Genomic DNA, 18,857 nt, shown 5'->3' on the forward strand with positions numbered 1-18,857 from the left:
GAGGAGCTGGTAGCGGGCTCTCCTCTGCGCTAGATGGCGGAGATGATATTGATTCTCGTTAGAGAATAAAGATCATTTACAAACTATACACTTTGTAAACGCAACCAAAGCCGAAGTCCTGTGTCGCCATTGTCGGCCCACAACTCGCCGCCTTGCAGGCGCACTGCACTTCTGGCGATTGCCAGGCCCAGCCCAAAACCTTCACCACCCGGCCGCGCTGCGCTCAAACGGGTAAAAGGTTGGAAGATTGTTTCCAGCTCAGAGTCAGCGATACCGCCGCCCTCATCCTCGATATGCAGCAGCCAGCCATCTGCATCGCGTTGACCGCGCAAATACACGCACCCTTGCGCCGGTGAGTAGCGAATAGCATTACGCAGTATGTTTTCCAGAGCCTGCGCCAAGCTGTTCAGGTGTCCGCGCACTTGGCAGTTCTCGGGCAATTGACAACGCAACCTGCTAGCGTCCCAACCGCTTTCGAAGCAGGCATCTTCACAAAGCACGCCCCACAACGCTGCCACATCAATGCTTTGCAAATCTAACTGCGGTCGTTCGGTGTCCAGCCAGACCAGCTCAAGCGTGCCGTCGACCAGCACCTGCATCGACTCAACTTCGCGCTCCAGGCGCAAACGCAGCTCTGACACATCAGTTGCACACTCGCCCGCCACCCGTAAGCGCGACAGCGGTGTACGTAACTCATGGGATACATCGCGCAGCAGTTGGCGTTGTCGCGATACAGTTTTGTCCAGTCGCTCAGCCATGTGATCAAACGCGCGACCAAGCCTGCCTAACTCATCCTGGCGCTGACTTAGCTTGGGCGACACACGCGCTGCCAGGTTGTCACCGCCAAGCGCATTGACCTGATCGAGCAAGTAACCCAGCGGCGCGATGATCTGGCGATAAATCAGCAGGCACAGTAGCAATGCCAGAATCGCCGGCACCACTCCGTGTAGAAGCACCTGCATAGACCAGGTAAAGCCTTCAGGCACAAAGCGTCGTGGCAGCTGAATAACCACCTGCCCCGGTGCCTGCACAAATGGAATGCCGAGATACGGCAAGCCACGAACGCGCTGGCTCATGGGGCCATCGACAATGCGCAACCTGCGTAAGTGGGAAAACTCTTCGGCAGTGAATGGCTGGCGGCCTAAGCTCTCCAGGCTGCTGCCTATTACAGCAACCCAAATGCCAGGCTCTCTAACGGCCATTTGCTCGACCCAACGCTCGACGCCATCAGCACCGCTTTGCAACCAAGCCTGTTCCGCCTCATCGGCATATGCATGCAGTTGTTGTTGCGCGGCAGGACTCAGGTAAGCACTGCGCTGCTCAATGATCCCGCTCCAATACCAAGCGCCCCAGGCGATCAGAATGCACACCCCGAGGAGTTGCACAGCAAGGCGCCAAAACAACGGATAGCGACGGGTCATGTTCAACTCTGATCAAGCTCAAATACATAGCCTTTGCCCCATGCTGTATCCAGCCGACCGCTCAGGTAACCGATGGCTGAAAGTTTACGGCGCACATGGCTTATGTGCATGTCGAGACTGCGATCATGCTGGGAGTAAGCCCGGTGCAGCACTTGCTGATAAAGAAATGCCTTGCTTAGCACCTCGCCCGCATTTTCGATCAGCAACTCCAGAAGGCGAAACTCGGTAGTGGTCAATTGCGCCCACTGGCCATCGTGCCGAGCGTCATTGTGTTTCTGGTTCAGCTCAAGCGTTGGCACCGCTTTAGTGACTTTTCGATAACCACGTTCATAAGCCACTCGCCGCATAATTGCGGCGATACGTACTTCCAACTCAGCCATGGTGAAGGGTTTTGGCAAGTAATCATCAGCGCCCTGACTAAAACCTGCGATACGGTCCTGCTCGGCACCCAGTGCCGACATCAGGATCACCGGCACGTTGCTGTTTTGACGCAACTGGGCCAGAACCTTGAGGCCATCGAGGCTCGGCAGGAGAATATCCAACAAGACCAAATCAAAGGACTGTTTCAGCCCTTGGGCTAACCCTGCTTTGCCATCACCGTGCAGGGTCACTTTAAAACCGCGACTGGACAGGTGCTCGTGCAAATGCACAGAAAGCACCGGATCATCTTCGATCGCCAAAATGTGAGAAGTCATTGTGCCGCTAGCCATAGCAATCAAACGCAAATAATAACCAGTTGCAATATTGCCAGATTATTGACCGTTTGAACAACATCTGCACAAAGCGTGAGCTAAGCCGTGCAGCGCACTACAAGTACCTGAGCTACTTATCAGCCCCTTTACTCCATTGCTCTGCCGAAAACAGCTCAACCAGCCAATCAACAAATACCCGCACCCGCCGGGAAAGTTGGCGCTGTGGCGGATACAGCGCGGTAAGTGGCATTGCAGGTGGTCGGTGCTGTGCAAGAATCTCGCGCAAGGTGCCTGCCTCGATTTGTTCACGCAGGTGATAATACGGTGCTTGAATGATGCCCAACCCCGCTTCACAAGCAGCTACATAACCTTCGGCATTGGTGACCGTGATCGAGCCCGGCTGCACAAATGTGACTAACTTGCCGTTCACGCTGAACTCAAGGGGAAATACACGGCCATTGAGCGCTGAAGCAAAATTGACTGCCCGGTGAACAGACAAATCCTCAAGGTTCTGCGGGGTACCAAATTTATTGAGGTAAGCGGCGCTTGCACAGGTAATCTGCGGCAACTGCCCAAGCGGTCTGGCGATCAGGCTGAGATCGTGGATATCCCCTGCCCTGACGACACAATCGACACCTTCACGCACCAGTTCAACCGGACGGTCGGATGAGCCGACAATCAGTTCTATCTTGCTGTAGCGCGCACAAAAATCAGCAAGTGCCGGAATGATTACCCGATGCCCCAACGATGCAGGCAGATCAATGCGCAACAACCCTTGCGGGTTATCCCGGGTTTGCGAGAAAAACGACTCAGCCTCTTCAATATCCGCCAACAGCAGCTGACAACGCTGGTAATAGGCCTGTCCATCCAAGGTCGCGCGTACTTGACGGGTGGTACGCTGCAGCAATTGCACGCCCAAATGACTCTCAAGCTGTTTGATCAGCTGGGTCACCGATGCGCGCGACATACCAAGGCTATCGGCTGCTTTGCCAAAAGCGCCCAGCTCAACAATTCGGCTAAATACCTGCATTGCCAAGACCCGATCCATGCCTGCCTCATTTGCCTTGATTATTTAGATTTTCAAAATAGTGCATGTGATTTTAGCCGGTTTATCTGGCAATAGATAACAGCCAAACTGATCGCACATTCACTCGCAAAGGGTTTAACCGATGAAAACTCGCCAACTCGGTCACAACGGTCCGCAGGTATCTGCAATCGGTTTGGGCTGCATGGGCATGAGCGATTTCTACGTGACCAACCAGAACCACAGCGAATCAATCGCCACTCTGCACCGCGCCCTTGAATTGGGTTTAAACCTGTTCGACACAGCAGATGCCTACGGTCCACACAGCAATGAAGAGCTACTCGGCCAGGCTTTGTCAGGCAAACGCCAGCAGGCTTTTATCGCCACTAAGTTCGGCCTGCTGCGTGACCCAAACAACCCGCATGTACGCGGTGTGAGTGGTCATCCAGACTACGTTCGCGCATCCGTTGAAGGCAGCCTTAAGCGTTTACAGACCGACTATATCGACCTGTATTACCAGCACCGTATCGATCCTGACGTACCCATTGAGGATACCGTCGGTGCAATGGCGGATTTGGTCCAACAAGGCAAGGTTCGCTATCTCGGGCTCAGTGAAGTTGCGCCACAAACACTGCAGCGTGCCAATCAGGTTCACCCGATAAGCGCCGTGCAAAGCGAATATTCATTGTGGACACGTGATCCAGAGGAAAATCAGGTACTGGCGACCTGCCGCGAACTGGGCATCGCCTTTGTACCGTACAGTCCACTGGGGCGCGGCTTTCTAACTGGCGCGCTGAAAAGCCCCGAGGATTTCGCCGAAGACGATTACCGGCGCTTCAGCCCGCGCTTTCAAGGTGAGAACTTCAGCAAAAACCTGGATTTGGTGCATCAAGTGGAACAGCTAGCACACGACAAAGGCGTCAAGGCCTCACAGTTGGCGTTGGCTTGGGTGCTGGCTCAGGGCAGCGACATTGTGCCGATTCCTGGAACCAAGCGGCGCCGTTATCTGGAAGAAAATATTGCGGCACTGGAAATCAGCCTAAGCGCCACGGAGCTTGCTGCGCTGAACGCTATCTTCCCAGCTCAAGCTGCTGCCGGTGAGCGGTATGGCGCCGAGTCGATGGCTATGCTGACCCTGTGATCTAGCCATTTAATTTAAGCCGCCCACAAAAAACCGCAATCGAGTTGATTGCGGTTTTTTATTTATGCGCCGCTGGCGAGACTCTGAAGAATTATCGCAGCGGTTTCTCAGCGCATAAGCACAGTCTTACTTGAGCACAGCAATTGCTGCGTCATAGTTCGGCTCGCTACCAATTTCTGCAACCAACTCGCTGTGCAGAACTTTGTCATTCTCATCGAGAACCACAACGGCACGTGCCGCAACACCGGCCAATGGGCCTGAAGTCAAAGCGACGCCATAGTCTTTAAGAAACTCAGCACCGCGCATAGTCGACAGGTTCACTACGTTGTCCAAGCCTTCTGCACCGCAGAAACGAGCCTGAGCAAATGGCAGATCTGCCGAGATGCAGGCAACGACAGTGTTTTCCAATGCACTGGCTTCAGTATTGAATTTACGCACGGACGTAGCACAGGTTGGCGTGTCGACGCTTGGGAAAATGTTCAATACTTTGCGTTTACCAGCCAGGCTGCTCAGGCTTACATCAGCCAGACCTGCACCCACCAAAGTAAAGGCTGGAGCCTGTTGGCCCACCTCAGGCAAGTTGCCTGCTACATCTACAGGATTGCCACGCAAGGTTACTTGAGTCATTACAATGATCCTCTTGGTTGTCAAAGGTCTAGGTACATCAGTAAAACATGCCGCACATAAAAAAGCCTCGCGATTGCGAGGCTTTTTTATGTGCTTAAACCCCACAAACCGAGTGGAGTTTAACCGTCATCTACTTGCTGAAATGCTCTTTGGTCAGCTTCACCACCACCGGGCTTAGCAGCAACAGCGCCAGCAAGTTAGGCAGTGCCATCAAGCCGTTCAGGGTATCCGCCACCAGCCATGCGAAATCCAGCTGGGCGATTGCACCGAAAGGTACAGCCAAGACCCAGATCAGACGAAATGGCAGGATGGTTTTGGTCCCCATCAGGTATTCCCAGCAACGCTCACCGTAGTAGCTCCAGCCCAGGATTGTGGTGAAGGCAAAGACCACCAAGGCGATAGTCAGGATCGGTCCGCCAATGCCCGGCATGGCCGAGTCAAATGCTGCCGCAGACAATGCCGCACCGCTGGCACCGCTACTCCATACACCCGAGCAGATAATTGCCAGGCCGGTCATGGTGCAGATGATCAGGGTATCGATAAAGGTTCCGAGCATACCGATCATGCCAGAACGAATCGGGCTGTCAGTGGTGCCCGCGGCCTGCGCAATACCCGCAGTACCAAGACCTGCTTCGTTGGAGAAAATACCGCGAGCCACACCAAAACGGATCGCCGCCATTACCGCAGCACCGGCAAAGCCGCCAGTTGCAGCGATTGGGGTAAAGGCGTGAGTGATGATCAGGTCGAATGCAGCTGGAATCGCCGCAGCGTTAACCACCAACACCACGATTGCAGCAATGATGTAGGCCACACACATGAAAGGAACAAGTGAAGCAGCGACCTTACCGATACGGCGGATACCACCCAGAATTACCAGGCCCACCAGCACCATGCTGACAACACCGGTAACCAGCGGCGGCACATTGAAAGTCTCTTGCATGGCGCTGGCCATACTGTTGACCTGAACCATGTTGCCGATACCAAAGCCCGCAAAGCCACCAAAGATGGCAAAGGCTGCGCCCATCCATGCCCACTTCTTGCCTAGACCGTTCTTGATGGCATACATCGGCCCGCCGACGAACGCACCGCGTGAGTCTTTCTCACGGTAGTGAACAGCCAGCACCACTTCGCAGTATTTGGTCGCCATGCCCACCAGAGCGGTACACCACATCCAGAACAGCGCACCTGGGCCACCGAGGAAAATAGCCGTTGCAACACCGGCAATATTACCGGTACCGACAGTGGCTGCAAGGGTGGTCATTAATGCTTGGAACGGGGTGATTTCGCCGACTTCGCCCTCACCCTTGGTGCGGCCGCGCCACATCAGGCGGAAGCCTGTGGCAATGTGTGTCAGCGGCATAAACTTCAAACGCAGCATCAGGAAAAGACCTGTGCCGAGGATCAACACCAACATTGGCGGCCCCCACACGAGGCCGTTAACCTGGTTGACCAGATTGTTGATGAACTCCATCGCTAGCTCCTTTTTTGTTGTTGTTCAGCGCCAGCTGTGACCGGGCTGATAGTCAGGACAGGCCGCCGATGAGCGCCACTGTCTGTGCTGACAACAGGTCGGCGTTACGGGTCACGTAAAGCCAATTGACGTTGCAGCAACCTAGTTGTGTCAAAGTGCTACAGCACCTTGATGGCCTTGGATGCTACCACGCCTCTTTTAAGAATGGAGCGTTGATTTTGAAGAGTTTTTTCACAATATAAGCAATCAGAAATCACGCTTGAAGAAAATATCCAGCGAACTGGCTAAGCCACTGGCGGCCTCAAGGTATAGGCGCTTGGTCAATTCATAGCGCAGGGCCACGGTATTCACCGGCTCAAACACCCCGACGCCGTAGCGCAAACTGAGCCGTTCCGACAGCTTGCCGCTGGCAACTACGCTGGTGCTGTCGCCACTGCCTTCACTGTCGAGTTGGAAGTCTTGAATACCGAGGGTTTGCGCAACATTACCGGCAAACGGTGAGCCGCCTTTAAGGCTCATCGCGACAACAGCCTGACCGATCAGGTTATTGTCACCGCTATCTCCAATCGGCCGCCCCAAAATCAGGTAGCTGAGCGCCTGGTTCTGGCTCATTGCAGGCTCCGAGAACACCTCGCTTTTCGGCTCAGCAGCATTTCCCGTCAGACGTAACCCGGCCACCACATCATCGACAGTACGAATCGCTTCAACATCCAGATACGGCTGGTCTATCGGCCCAGCAAACAGCAGGCGTGCACGGCGGATTGTCAATTTCTGGCCATAAGCGTTGAACTTGCCGTTGTTCAAGTTGAGCACGCCGCGGGTATCCAGATCATTGCCAATGTGCACGTCACCGGCGATGTCAGCCTTGAGCCCGAAGCCACTGAACTTGAGCAAGTCCTGGCCGACGATCACATCAACGTCCATGACGATAGCGACGGGTTTGCTGTCTGCTGCTTGACTGCCAACGATCCGCGCATCGCTCGATACCTGCACCGTTGAAGGTGGCAACTCACGCACCTCGATACTGCCGCGCGGTACCAGAACCTTGCCACGAACCGACATTTGCTCATTGGCAACGACGATCGTGATATCCGGCTCTACCTCCAGCGCTGCATAAGGCTCAACATTGACCGGCAACTGTTTGGCGCTGATGTTCAACTGCCCGGCAAGACCGTCTCCCCAAGCCAGGTTACCTTTTAACTTACCGGCGCCCTTCTCCCCACTGCGCCAGCCGCCAGTCAGTTGCAGGTTCTGCCCATTGATCAAGGCTAGCAGTTGCAAGTCTTCAAACGGGGTCGGTAACTGGCCACCGGAGATCTCAGCTTCACTCAATTGAACACGACCATTAACCAGCGGCGCTAGCAGCGTGCCCGACAACGTACCGTTACCACTGAGGCGACCAGTCAAGGTATCGACCATCGGCACAAAAGGTCTGGCGAGCGAAATGTCGACGCCCTGTAAATTGAAGGTGCCTGATATCGGTCGCGTACCGGGCCGCGGATCCAGCTTGGCCTGAACATTGAGTTGACCGATCTTCGGCCCACTCAGCTGTAATGTGCTGGCGATCTGGGTTGGTTTCAAATCACTGACCAGACGCAGGTTGTCATAATTGAAATCATTCCACTCGCCCGCGTTACGCACCCGCCATGAGCCGCGCCCGGCATCCAGCGTAATTTGCCCACTGGGTCCGGTGCTGGGGATGTCGAGTTTGATTGCCGCATCCAACTGCCCTTTCCAGGCGAAATCATCTGGGAACCACTTGGCCAAGCTGTCTAACGGAAAGCCTTTAAGTTGATAACGAATTCGCGGATCAGGCATTAAACGCTGGTCTTCGCCACATAACGAAGCACTGCCTGAGCGCCAGCAATGCTTGCCCAAGGTAATTTGACCATTAGCCAGACGTTCCAACTTAGCGGCTTGCTGCAAGCGCCAATCTTGTCCACCACTTTTGATCTGACCGTTGTCCAACGTGCCGCGCCAAGCACCTTTGTCATTCAACACCCCTTGCAAGGCCAGGGATGTTTCGAGCATTGGGCCTTTGAGGTTCAGCGTCAGCCCCTGACGTTGTTGATTACCTTGGGCCTTGGCATCCAAGCGCCCAAGCTGGGTTTCGCCAAGGGCAATACCCTCAGCAACCAGCTGCAGGTTTGCTTGCTGTGCACTGTTCAAGGTCGCATCAAGATCGAGGCTGTTGATTCGCTGATCGGTGTAGGCAATTTGCTGGCCTTTCAGCGTTAGCTTGCCCTGCGGCGCTTTGAGGCTGCCGGCCACATCAACTTGGCCGTTGACCTGACCTTGCAGCCCAGGCCAGAGCTGGCCAAGACGCGGTAGATTCAAACGTAACTGGCCGCTCAGGGTTTTATCCAGAGCGCCGCTGCCGTTGATGCTGTTTTCGCCAAGTTTGATATGCAGGGCACTCAGATTCCACGACTGCCCCGCGCCTGTAGCATCGACTTTAAGCTGTGCGGTCTGCCCACGCAGCTTGCCGTTAATGTCTAAAGCGGCGCTCAGATTGAGCGTTTCATTTTTCAACTGACCTTTGCTGGCAAGCGGCCCAGCCAAGGTGCCCGGCATCTCCGCCAGCCAATACGCGGGGTCGAGGTCAGTGAGTTGCAGTTGAGTATCCCAGCTAACCCCATCCGCAAACCCAACCTGAACCCGACCCTGTGCCTTACCCTGCCCAGCTACGACCTGTAAGTCAGGCAGATGCACTTGGATCAGATCGCCACTCACGGGGGTTTTCACACTGAACGCCCCTGCTGGCCCAAGCAGATTGGCATCGATGTTTCCCAAGTAGTTTCCGTCAGCAAAGCTGATATCGCCCTTGAGAGTTTTAACCGTTACCGGCGGTGGCGTTTCCAGCGGATAAAGCATCAGCCAAGGGAAGTCCTGCCAATCGAAACTGGCGTCGACGCTGAAGCCATCACTCCAACTCATCTCGGCATCGAGGTCGAGTTTGCGCTGGTCATCTGCACTGAGTTGCAGCTGCGAAATGTTTGCACCCTGGCCAGTCACCAGACCTTGCAACAGCAAGCCAATATCACCGCCATCACCCGGCAACTGTGCATTACCGTTGATTGTGTAACCCTGCTTCAGGTCACCTTCGGCGGTCAGTAAAACCTTGTTCAAGTACAGCGTGTCAGGCAAAGCCGCGCTGCCTTTAAAACCATCGGCCTTGAGCTGCAATTTTGCGGGCAGATTTTCAGCCAAGGCTTGCAGTTCACCGGTCAAATGCCCCGGCAAATAACCGCTACTTTGTGCATCTATATTCAGGGTCTGTTGTAAATCACCGCTGATATTCACCACCAGCTTCCATGGACCGCTATCGGGTGACGGCAGATTTATATCGCCCGTGACCGTGATCGGCCAGTTACCGCTTGGTTGGAGCAAACCTGTCAGGGCAACGCTTAAATCTTCACGCTGCAGATCCAACTTATCAATCTTCAAGCCTTCAGCGGTCCAATGCGCCACCAACTGCAAGCCCTGAAGTTGCTCAACGCCGTTGAGCTGCAAACGCCCCACTTCAATATCACCCAGTTCTATCGCAACAGGCAGGTTCAACTCAGGCAGGGTTATCGGCCCGCTACTGGGTTCATCAGTGCTGGCTGGCAGCTGCAACGTAATGGCTTGCGCCTTGAGCTGGTCGATACACAAGGTCATGCGCATCAGACAACCTGGTGACCACTCAAATTGCGGCTCTTTTACATCGACAACCGTTGCCTCTTGTTGCCAAGTCAGTGCATCAGCCCGCCAATACCCAGCCAAACGGCCACTGAAGTTTTCGAGTTGTAACCCCGGCACTTGGCCCAGCAGCCAGCGACTCCCCGCTTGCGTGCCTAGCAGGCTGGTCATTGCGATCAGCAATATCAGGGCTACTGCCAGTACCGCCCAAAGGCTGCGCTTCAACAGACGATTCACAGCTCTGGCCCCATCGAGAAGTGAATATGGATGCCGTCGTCATCGTCTTTGCCTGGGTTGATCGGCTTGGCCAGGTCTAAACGCAATGGACCCAAAGGCGAAATCCAGCGCACGCCGAAACCAAAGGATTTTTTAAGCGACGGAAACTCCAAATCGTTAAACGAGTTGCCTTGGTCGAAGAACGTTGCGACACGCCATTTCTCGGCGACGCTGTATTGGTATTCGACCGAGCCTGCGACCAGGTAGCGACCACCAATCTTGTCGCCATCCGAGTTTTCAGGCGAAAGGCTGTCGTAATCGTAACCGCGCACACTTTGGTCGCCACCGGCGAAAAAACGTAACGACGGTGGCACATTGCTGAAGCCATTCGACTCAGTTCCACCGATCTGCGCCCGGCCCAAAAACCGGTGTTTCCTGGCCAGGGTGTAAAGGCCTTTCGCCAATGCATTGGAATGCACCACATCGGAGTCAGAACCCAGACCTTCCTTACCGGCCGCAAGGTCGAACTGCAGACGATAGCCCTGACTCGGATCAACCTGACTATCGCTCTGCAAATAGGCATAGCTGATCCCCGGCAACAGCAAAGTGCTCAAACCAGAGTCGTCACCCAGTTCGTACTCCTCACGTTGCCACTTCAGCGAAATAACCCGCTGCCAGCCATTATCAAGCTGGCTATGCCACTCCGGGCCAACGGTGATCAGATTACTCAGGGTATCGGTATCCGGCAGGTCTTCGTACTGATAACCACCGACAAATCTGAGTTTGTCGGTTAGCGGTGGATCCAGCGGGATGTCATAAAACACACTGACGTTTTGGCGTGGCGCCGACAGTTCCAATTCAGCACCATAGCTGTGGCCCTGCGGGTTGGCGTAATGGCGCGTCCAGTTAGCCCGCCCCCGTGGTCCCACGTCCGTTGAGAAACCCAAACCAATGCCCATACTGCGAGGCTTGCGCGCTGAAAGCTGGACAACCACAGGAATCGTTTCGCCTACTGCCTGCGACGGATTAGCATCGACCTGCACGATCTCAAAGTAATCGCTTGAACGCAGCGCTTGATAGAGCTCGGCAATTTTGTCTGAGTTATAGGGTGTATTCGGTTTGAACGGCACCATACGTTGCAGCAAATCATTATCGAGGTCGTAGTCACCGTTGAAGCCAACGTCGCCAAAGGTATAGCGCGGGCCGCTTTCATAAATCAGTGAAACATCGGCAATACCGGCACGCGGGTCAATATCAAGCTGCTGGCTGGTGAATTTTCCAGCGAAAAAGCCATAGCGAGAACCTTGGTTAAGAATGTGCCGCTTAGCCGCGTCATACGTACCATGGTTGAGCACATCACCCGACTTGAGGCGCGCGCCCTTGGGTAATTTAAATTGACTGAGCTGTGCAGCAGGCCCATCAACACGCACCACGACATTGCGCAGATGCACAGGCTCGCCGGGGTTGATCGTGACGTTGAGTTGCGGCGGGGTTGATTCAACAACTTCGGTGGTGATCTGCGCTTGATAATAGCCAAGGGCCTGAGCAGCTTTCTCGGCTTGGCCTTGGGCCACTAGACTAAAACGCTGCAACGCATCGGCATTACGCTCACCGAGCGAACCGATATAGCCTTCCACGTTGGCTTTTAGTTCTTTATTCGCCGGTTGAACGGAAACTCTAAGACGAGATTCAGCCAACACACTGGCGCAGAACACCATGAGCGCCACTCCGGCGCAAAGCTTTTTCACCGCAATCATAGAAGCGATGCTAGCACGACGCGCACCATCACCTAGAGCACTTAATGCAGTTCAACATTACAGACTCAGGCACGCATGTACTAGTTAGTAGGTTGGTTCAACTGCAATTATGCGCTCGAGGTTTCAAGCGGCGTGCTCACGCGCTTTCCTTGGTCACCTGCTGGGGATTGGGGTGCAAGAAAACATGCTCAATAATCGGCCCTACGGCGATTTGACCCACTTCCTCATAGCCTTGGCGCTTGTAGAAATTCAGATAGTGAGGATTGCCAGTATCGACCACGATACCTTGTGAACTAGGGTCATCAGCGCACCAGTTGTGCAGCGCCTCAAGCAATTGCTCACCACGGTGCTGGCCTTGATACTCCGGATGAATGCCGATCAACGGTAATACGTGATACGCACCAATCGGCAAGCAAGCCATCAAGGCAGCATGGTATTCAAGGTAACGCTTGGTGCAGCGAAAACCGGTGGTTAATAACATGCGCATCCGCCATGACCAGCTTTCAGTAATATCAAGCCGGCGCTGTGGTGGCGCAATCAGAGCGATACCGATCAGCCGGTCTTCAATCAATAAGCCAATTGCCGGTTGATCCTCACTGAAATGTTGCTGCACAAGTTCACGAATAGTGGCGCGCACACGCTGATCAAAGCCGGGACGTTCGGCCTCAAATAAATAAGCGAATGTAGGGTCATGTCGATAGGCGTGATAGAGCAACGAGCGCGCCTCATGGGAGTAGCCGGCGTCGAGCATTCGTACTTCAGCAGTGCTATTTGGCATCAGTGACGACCTCTTGTATTGTTCTTAAAGAGCCTACTTCCACCCTAGCACCGCTAAACCAAGCCTGCTAGATGGCTGGCCGTTACCGGTCGCAATCGGCTAGCATCTGTCTTCTCATACGTAATGAATCCAGGATCTGCCGCCATGAAGATTGTCTCCTTCAATATCAACGGCCTGCGCGCACGCCCGCATCAGTTGGCGGCCTTGATTGAGAAACATCAACCCGACGTCATTGGTCTGCAAGAAACCAAAGTATCCGACGAGCAATTCCCGGCTGCTGACATCCAGGCGCTGGGTTACCACGTGCATTATCACGGGCAAAAAGGCCACTACGGTGTTGCCCTGCTTTCACGTGAAGCACCGTTAGAATTGCACAAGGGTTTTGCCGGAGATGATGAGGATGCCCAGCGGCGTTTCATCTATGGCACCTTTGCGGATAAAAACGGCAACCCGGTAACCGTGATGAATGGTTATTTCCCGCAGGGTGAAAGCCGTGACCACCCGACAAAATTTCCCGCAAAGCAACGTTTCTACGCTGACTTGCAGCAGTTGCTGACTACCCAGTATCAGCCAAACCAAGCCCTTGTAGTGATGGGCGATATTAATATCTCGCCCGAAGACTGCGACATTGGTATCGGCGAAGTGAACCGCAAACGCTGGCTGAAAACCGGTAAATGCAGCTTTCTCCCAGAAGAACGCGAATGGCTTGCTACCCTCAAAAGCTGGGGGCTGGTCGACAGCTTCCGGCTACAAAACCCACAGGTGAATGACCAGTTCAGTTGGTTTGATTACCGCAGCCGTGGTTTTGAAGATGAGCCCAAGCGAGGCCTGCGTATTGATGTGATCCTGGCAAGCGCAGGGCTACAAGACAGAATCAAGGCAACGGGCATTGATTACGCACTGCGCGGCATGGAGAAACCATCGGACCATGCGCCTATCTGGTTGGAGCTGAGCTAAAACCTTGCGCGCGGCAGGTACAAAGTAAGGCTGCCGCGCGCCTATCTTTAAGCGAGTAAGCACCTAAAAATAAAGCAAAAGACAATTGCAGCGTCACATCGTCGTCACAATTTTGTCTTATCTTCGCGGCACTTCTCACCCATACAAGGTGTTTGCCGCATGTCGTGCGCCCTGCTCGATAATGAACGTGAAACGTGGAGCCGTGCCTCTACTCTTATCCTTCTCGGTTTTATTTGCTACGCCCTGCCCTGGTCAGTATTTGCGGCGCAGCAACCGACAGCTAGCAACATGCAGTCGAGCGCTCCGCTGCTGCGCATCCAAGGCTCTAACACCATCGGCGCCACGCTGGGGCCGGCACTGGTCAAGGGCATGCTTGAGGCACAGGGCTATCGAGAAATCAGCGTCCTGCCAGGTGCTGTAGAAAACGAGCAAAGGGTCACCGCTACCTCGGCAAAAGGCCAGAACGTTACGGTTAATATCGCAGCCCATGGCTCAAGTACCGGCTTTGTTGGCTTGCAAGATGACAGCGCAGATATTGCTGCCGCTTCAAGACCGATCAAAGATGCAGAAGTAGCAAGCCTCTCCCGCATTGGCGATATGAAAAGTCGCGACGCAGAACAGGTCATAGCCATTGATGGTTTAGCCATTATCCTGCATCCGAGCAATCCAATCACCTCATTGAGCACTGACCAACTGGCGCAGGTGTTTTCAGGAGAAATCAGCAACTGGGCACAACTGGGCGGCCAGTCAGGTGAGATCCATTTGTACGCGCGCGATGACAATTCGGGCACTTACGACACCTTTAAAGAACTGGTGCTCAGTGCTAACGGCAAGTCACTGGCGGCGACCGCCCAACGCTTCGAGTCAAACGATAAGCTCTCGGATACGGTTAGCAGCGACCCGCAAGGCATTGGCTTCACAGGCCTGCCTTCGATCCGCCAAGCCAAGGCGTTGGCCATTGCCAGCGGTGACTCCCAGCCCATGCTGCCGACGCGTACAGCTATTGCCACAGAGGACTATCCTCTGTCGCGGCGCTTATTCCTCTACAACCCGCCAGCACAGAGCAAGCCCTGGGTAAAAGCACTGGTCAACTTCGCTCACAGCCCACGCGGTCAGGCCATCGTTGCGCAAAACGGCTTTATTTCGCAGACAGTCAGCGCAGTCAAGGTGCCAGCAACACCAGGTATGCCGAAGGCTTACCAGCAGTTGAGCAGCAACGCTGAGCGATTGTCAGTGAATTTCCGTTTCGCAGAAGGCAGTGCCAACCTTGATAACAAGGCCCTGCGCGACCTTAGCCGGGTTTTCGACTACTTAAACGCACAAAACAAACTGCATCAGAATGTTGTCCTGGTCGGTTTCGGCGACCCTAAATCTGATCCAGCCCGCGCCGAATTGCTATCCAAGTTGCGGGCCATGGCTGTACGCCGTGAACTGTCCAAGCAAGGTGTGGCATTTAAAGACATCATCGGGCTGGGTGACGTGCTTCCAGTCGCCGCCAATGATGAAGAAGGCAGGATCAAAAATCGTCGGGTCGAGGTCTGGGTTTACTAAGCGGCCGTTAGTTTCATGACAAAAATTAAGCGCCCGGCAGACTGGCTACCGGGCGCTCTATTTCCGAAATGCTCAGTTAACACAGTACTAACGCGTAGCATTCATCGCTTCGCGGGAGATGTACTTGCCAATCTCGAACTTACCAATGGCTGCGCGGTGAACTTCATCAGGACCGTCAGCCAGACGCAGAGTGCGTTGCATCGCGTACCAGTACGCCAGTGGGAAGTCATTGGATACACCGCCACCACCGTGCATTTGAATCGCCCGGTCAATCACTTTCAGCGCGACATTCGGGGCCACGACCTTGATTTGCGCAATTTCACTGCGCGCCACCTTGTTGCCGACAGTGTCCATCATATAAGCCGCATTGAGGGTCAACAGACGCGCCATGTTGATTTCCATGCGCGAGTCAGCAATCAGATCAACGTTGCCGCCCAAGCGGGCCAATGGCTTGCCGAATGCAGAGCGTTCAATCGAGCGTTCACACATTAGTTTCAGCGCGCGCTCAGCCATGCCGATTGAGCGCATGCAGTGGTGAATGCGACCCGGACCAAGGCGACCCTGAGCGATCTCAAACCCTCGCCCCTCGCCCAGCAGCACGTTTTCATAGGGTACGCGAACGTTCTCAAAAACCATCTCAGCATGACCGTGCGGTGCGTCGTCATAGCCGAACACCGGCAACGGACGAATGACTTTGACACCATCGGCGTCCATCGGCACCAGAATCATTGAGTGCTGTTGATGGCGCGGACCGTCTGGATTGGTCAGCCCCATGAACACCAGAATCTTGCAGCGTGGGTCGCATGCACCAGATGTCCACCATTTGCGGCCATTGATGACCCACTCGTCACCATCGCGCACTGCGGTTGCCTGCATATTAGTGGCGTCGGATGAAGCCACTTGCGGCTCAGTCATGGCAAACGCTGAGCGAATATCGCCGCTGAGCAACGGTTCAAGCCACTGCTTCTTCTGCGCTTCGTTGGCATAGCGTACCAACACTTCCATATTGCCGGTGTCTGGCGCGGCGCAGTTGAATGGTTCTGGGCCAATCATCGAGCTGCCCATGATTTCAGCCAAGGGCGCGTATTCGGCATTGGTCAGCCCTGCCCCCAACTCAGAGTCCGGCAGAAACAGGTTCCATAAGCCTTCAGCCTTAGCTTTGGCTTTCAACTCTTCCATGATTGCGGTCGGCTGCCAGCGGTCTCCTTCACTGACTTGCTGTTCAAATACAGCTTCAGCGGGATACACATTGGTTTCCATAAACGCGGTGACGCGCTCACGCAGGTCCTGAACTTTGGGCGAATAGGCGAAATCCATGGGCGCTACCTTTTTGACGTTGAACGGTAAATAAATTGGCTGAAAATTATGCTAGATCACAGATGAAAATTTACCTAAGCTATTTTCAGCGTGTATAAACATTCATCACCGATATATGATTCACTGATGCTGGCACACCTCGGAGCAACTACGGAATGAATCTCAACAAGGTCGATCTGAACCTCTTTGTCGTCTTCGATGCAATCTATACCGAGGCTAATCTGACTCGCGCCGGACAAATCGTTGGCATTACCCAACCTGCCGTGTCCAACGCATTGGCGCGCTTGCGCGAAACCTTTAATGACCCGCTGTTTGTGCGCACTGCTCAAGGCATGGTGCCGACGCCGATGTCACAAAACATCATTGGCCCGGTGCGTAACGCGTTGCAGCAACTGCGCATATCAGTGCAAGAAAGCCGTACATTCAACCCGGCACAAGCCAATAAAACCTATCGCATCAGCATGACTGACCTCAGTGAAGCGATGATTTTTCCTGCGCTGTTCCAGCGTCTACGCCGCCTCGCACCCAAGGTCTGCATTGAAAGTATGCTGGCGCGCCGCCGTGAAACGACTAAGGAATTGGCTGCCGGGCGCCTTGATTTTGCCATCGACGCCCCACTCAACACCGACCCACAGGTACGTCACGTCAAGCTGTTGGAAGACCGCTACGTCTGCGCGCTGCGTAAAAACCATCCGTTGGCGAAAGACAAAATCAGCCTTGATGAATACCTGTCGCTCAGCCACATCCATATCTCCAGCCGCCGCAGCGGTTTGGGCTACATCGATCTGGCGCTGGGTAAAATGGGGATTCAGCGCAAAATTGCCCTGCGCTCTCAGCATTACCTGATGGCCAACACGGTATTGCACAACACCGATATGGCGATGACCGTGCCGGAACGCTTCGCACGCAGCAACGACCTGCACTACATGCAATTACCGGTGAAGGAAATGCCGACGCTGGAAACTCATCTGTACTGGCACGAAAGCACCGATCAAGATCCAGCGAACCGTTGGATGCGTGAACAAATCATTGAGATTTGCCAGCAAGTGAGCTTGCGTGAAAAACAAGCGGAGAAGTCCGAATAATAAGGTCTGTAAGGTGGATGACGGTTGTTTCATCCACCTTACATTTACCTTACTGGCTTCTTGGCGTGGAATAGCACCACAGCTGTTTGAGAAACCTATCTCCCAGTGCTTACGCACTGTCGCGCATGACGATCTCATAACCCACATCGATACGAGGCTGCTTGGGTTGCTCGCCGCGCATCAGGTTCAAAAGCATGTCGGCAGCCAGCTCACCCACCTTGCCGCGCGTTGTGCGCACGGTGGTCAACGCCGGATGCACCCATGCAGCCGCGGGTAAATCGTTGAAACCGGCGATAGCCAAGCGTTGCGGCACAGCAAGTTCGAGTTGCCGGGCACGGAACAAGGCGCCAAATGCCAAGTCATCATTGTTGAAGAACACCGCATCGGTTTGCGGGTGCTGTTCAAGCAAACGGTCAAGCAAGTTAGCCCCTAAACCAATCGATGAAGCCTGCGCAGTGAGCATTTCCAAAGCAGGGTTGTAGCGCCCTGCTTCGCGCATTGCATGGCGGTAACCTTCGGCTCGCTGCAGGGTGCGCGGGTCAAGCTGCGCCGCTGCAAAGGCGATCTGCTGATAACCGCGCTCAATCAAGGCGCGAGTCATCGCCGCGCCCGCGTCGAACTGCGAAAAACCAACGCAGTAATCGTCCGCAGACTCGCTTAGCTCCATCATCGTTACAATGGGCCCACGGTAGTTGGCCAGCACCTCACGGGCGATGTCGCTGCGTTCAAAACCGGTCAACAATAAACCCGCAGGCTGATGGGCCAGGAACGAACGCAAAAGCCGTTCATCCTCATCATCGCTGTAATGACTGACACCAATCATCATCTCGAAACCGGCGGGCATCAGCACCCGCTGAATCGCTTCAGCAGTATCGACAAATACCGAGTTGGACAATGAAGGCAGAATTGCAGCAACCAGATTTGAACGTGAGCTGGCCAACGCCCGCGCAGCTGAGTGCGGCACATAGCCGAGTTTTTTCACGGCTTGCATAACGTTTTCACGTAATGCATCGGAAACCCGTTCGGGTTGCGACAATGCCCGCGATGCAGACATCAATGAACAACCAGCAGCCTTGGCTACATCATTCAAAGTGACGCGCTCCGCAGTGCGGCGACGACGCTGACTCATATGGATGGGC

At 54.4% G+C, this 18,857-nt stretch carries 14 protein-coding genes; 4 read left to right on the top strand and 10 right to left on the bottom strand.

Going from position 1 to position 18,857, the window contains the following annotated elements:
• Positions 1-83 precede the first annotated feature (83 nt).
• The 3 genes from B9K09_RS11760 to B9K09_RS11770 form a co-directional block, all read right to left on the bottom strand.
• Positions 84-1,421 (bottom strand): sensor histidine kinase, encoded by a 1,338-nt coding sequence (locus B9K09_RS11760; protein WP_087516975.1) that lies wholly within the window; start codon positions 1,419-1,421, stop codon positions 84-86.
• Positions 1,422-1,423: 2 nt separating this feature from the next.
• Complete coding sequence (locus B9K09_RS11765; RefSeq protein ID WP_087516976.1) at positions 1,424-2,116, bottom strand: response regulator transcription factor; 693 nt, start codon at positions 2,114-2,116, stop codon at positions 1,424-1,426.
• Between the two features lie 127 nt (positions 2,117-2,243).
• On the bottom strand, positions 2,244-3,161 hold the full coding sequence (locus B9K09_RS11770) for a LysR family transcriptional regulator (protein WP_087516977.1): 918 nt from the start codon (positions 3,159-3,161) through the stop codon (positions 2,244-2,246).
• 121 nt (positions 3,162-3,282) lie between these two features.
• On the opposite strand from B9K09_RS11770, the gene B9K09_RS11775 reads away from it, so the two are divergent.
• Complete coding sequence (locus tag B9K09_RS11775; protein ID WP_087516978.1) at positions 3,283-4,278, top strand: aldo/keto reductase; 996 nt, start codon at positions 3,283-3,285, stop codon at positions 4,276-4,278.
• A 126-nt stretch (positions 4,279-4,404) separates the two neighbouring features.
• Here B9K09_RS11775 and tpx read toward each other — a convergent pair whose 3' ends face one another.
• From tpx to B9K09_RS11800, 5 genes are all read right to left on the bottom strand, one after another.
• Positions 4,405-4,905: a thiol peroxidase gene (gene tpx / locus B9K09_RS11780; protein WP_087516979.1), complete on the bottom strand. Its 501-nt coding sequence runs from the start codon at positions 4,903-4,905 to the stop codon at positions 4,405-4,407.
• A gap of 130 nt (positions 4,906-5,035) precedes the next feature.
• Entirely contained in the window at positions 5,036-6,376 is a 1,341-nt protein-coding gene (locus tag B9K09_RS11785; protein WP_087516980.1) for a sodium:alanine symporter family protein, read from the bottom strand.
• A 246-nt stretch (positions 6,377-6,622) separates the two neighbouring features.
• Positions 6,623-10,294: a translocation/assembly module TamB domain-containing protein gene (locus tag B9K09_RS11790; protein WP_087516981.1), complete on the bottom strand. Its 3,672-nt coding sequence runs from the start codon at positions 10,292-10,294 to the stop codon at positions 6,623-6,625.
• Positions 10,291-12,030, bottom strand: a complete 1,740-nt coding sequence (locus B9K09_RS11795; RefSeq protein ID WP_087516982.1) for an autotransporter assembly complex family protein — start codon at positions 12,028-12,030, stop codon at positions 10,291-10,293. The genes B9K09_RS11790 and B9K09_RS11795 overlap by 4 nt, the downstream gene beginning before the upstream one ends.
• Positions 12,031-12,166: 136 nt before the next feature.
• Positions 12,167-12,808, bottom strand: a complete 642-nt coding sequence (locus tag B9K09_RS11800) for an N-acetyltransferase (protein WP_087516983.1) — start codon at positions 12,806-12,808, stop codon at positions 12,167-12,169.
• 144 nt (positions 12,809-12,952) lie between these two features.
• On the opposite strand from B9K09_RS11800, the gene xthA reads away from it, so the two are divergent.
• Both xthA and B9K09_RS11810 read left to right on the top strand, forming a co-directional pair.
• Positions 12,953-13,765, top strand: coding sequence for an exodeoxyribonuclease III (xthA, locus tag B9K09_RS11805; protein ID WP_087516984.1), 813 nt, complete (start codon positions 12,953-12,955; stop codon positions 13,763-13,765).
• Positions 13,766-13,924: 159 nt separating this feature from the next.
• Positions 13,925-15,316: a substrate-binding domain-containing protein gene (locus B9K09_RS11810; RefSeq protein ID WP_087516985.1), complete on the top strand. Its 1,392-nt coding sequence runs from the start codon at positions 13,925-13,927 to the stop codon at positions 15,314-15,316.
• Positions 15,317-15,403: 87 nt separating this feature from the next.
• On the opposite strand, the gene B9K09_RS11815 is transcribed toward B9K09_RS11810, so the two are convergent.
• Positions 15,404-16,633, bottom strand: a complete 1,230-nt coding sequence (locus B9K09_RS11815; RefSeq protein ID WP_087516986.1) for an acyl-CoA dehydrogenase — start codon at positions 16,631-16,633, stop codon at positions 15,404-15,406.
• Positions 16,634-16,788: 155 nt separating this feature from the next.
• Here B9K09_RS11815 and B9K09_RS11820 point away from each other — a divergent pair, with 155 nt between their 5' ends.
• The gene (locus B9K09_RS11820; RefSeq protein WP_087516987.1) at positions 16,789-17,718 is read left to right on the top strand and encodes a LysR family transcriptional regulator; all 930 of its coding nucleotides are present in this window, start codon (positions 16,789-16,791) and stop codon (positions 17,716-17,718) included.
• Between the two features lie 109 nt (positions 17,719-17,827).
• On the opposite strand, the gene B9K09_RS11825 is transcribed toward B9K09_RS11820, so the two are convergent.
• A complete protein-coding gene (locus B9K09_RS11825; RefSeq protein ID WP_087516988.1) occupies positions 17,828-18,847 on the bottom strand; it encodes a LacI family DNA-binding transcriptional regulator in 1,020 nt (339 codons plus the stop codon).
• Positions 18,848-18,857 lie beyond the last annotated feature (10 nt).

The organism is Pseudomonas sp. M30-35 (genome assembly GCF_002163625.1).
Taxonomy (GTDB): domain Bacteria; phylum Pseudomonadota; class Gammaproteobacteria; order Pseudomonadales; family Pseudomonadaceae; genus Aquipseudomonas.

What these genes read in the sequence shown, in the direction of transcription:
- B9K09_RS11760 (WP_087516975.1), bottom strand. Translation starts at nt 1,421, where the DNA reads ATGACCCGTCGCTATCCGTTGTTTTGGCGCCTTGCTGTGCAACTCCTC.
- B9K09_RS11765 (WP_087516976.1), bottom strand. Translation starts at nt 2,116, where the DNA reads ATGACTTCTCACATTTTGGCGATCGAAGATGATCCGGTGCTTTCTGTG.
- B9K09_RS11770 (WP_087516977.1), bottom strand. Translation starts at nt 3,161, where the DNA reads ATGGATCGGGTCTTGGCAATGCAGGTATTTAGCCGAATTGTTGAGCTG.
- B9K09_RS11775 (WP_087516978.1), top strand. Translation starts at nt 3,283, where the DNA reads ATGAAAACTCGCCAACTCGGTCACAACGGTCCGCAGGTATCTGCAATC.
- tpx (WP_087516979.1), bottom strand. Translation starts at nt 4,905, where the DNA reads ATGACTCAAGTAACCTTGCGTGGCAATCCTGTAGATGTAGCAGGCAAC.
- B9K09_RS11785 (WP_087516980.1), bottom strand. Translation starts at nt 6,376, where the DNA reads ATGGAGTTCATCAACAATCTGGTCAACCAGGTTAACGGCCTCGTGTGG.
- B9K09_RS11795 (WP_087516982.1), bottom strand. Translation starts at nt 12,030, where the DNA reads ATGATTGCGGTGAAAAAGCTTTGCGCCGGAGTGGCGCTCATGGTGTTC.
- B9K09_RS11800 (WP_087516983.1), bottom strand. Translation starts at nt 12,808, where the DNA reads ATGCCAAATAGCACTGCTGAAGTACGAATGCTCGACGCCGGCTACTCC.
- xthA (WP_087516984.1), top strand. Translation starts at nt 12,953, where the DNA reads ATGAAGATTGTCTCCTTCAATATCAACGGCCTGCGCGCACGCCCGCAT.
- B9K09_RS11810 (WP_087516985.1), top strand. Translation starts at nt 13,925, where the DNA reads ATGTCGTGCGCCCTGCTCGATAATGAACGTGAAACGTGGAGCCGTGCC.
- B9K09_RS11815 (WP_087516986.1), bottom strand. Translation starts at nt 16,633, where the DNA reads ATGGATTTCGCCTATTCGCCCAAAGTTCAGGACCTGCGTGAGCGCGTC.
- B9K09_RS11820 (WP_087516987.1), top strand. Translation starts at nt 16,789, where the DNA reads ATGAATCTCAACAAGGTCGATCTGAACCTCTTTGTCGTCTTCGATGCA.
- B9K09_RS11825 (WP_087516988.1), bottom strand. Translation starts at nt 18,847, where the DNA reads ATGAGTCAGCGTCGTCGCCGCACTGCGGAGCGCGTCACTTTGAATGAT.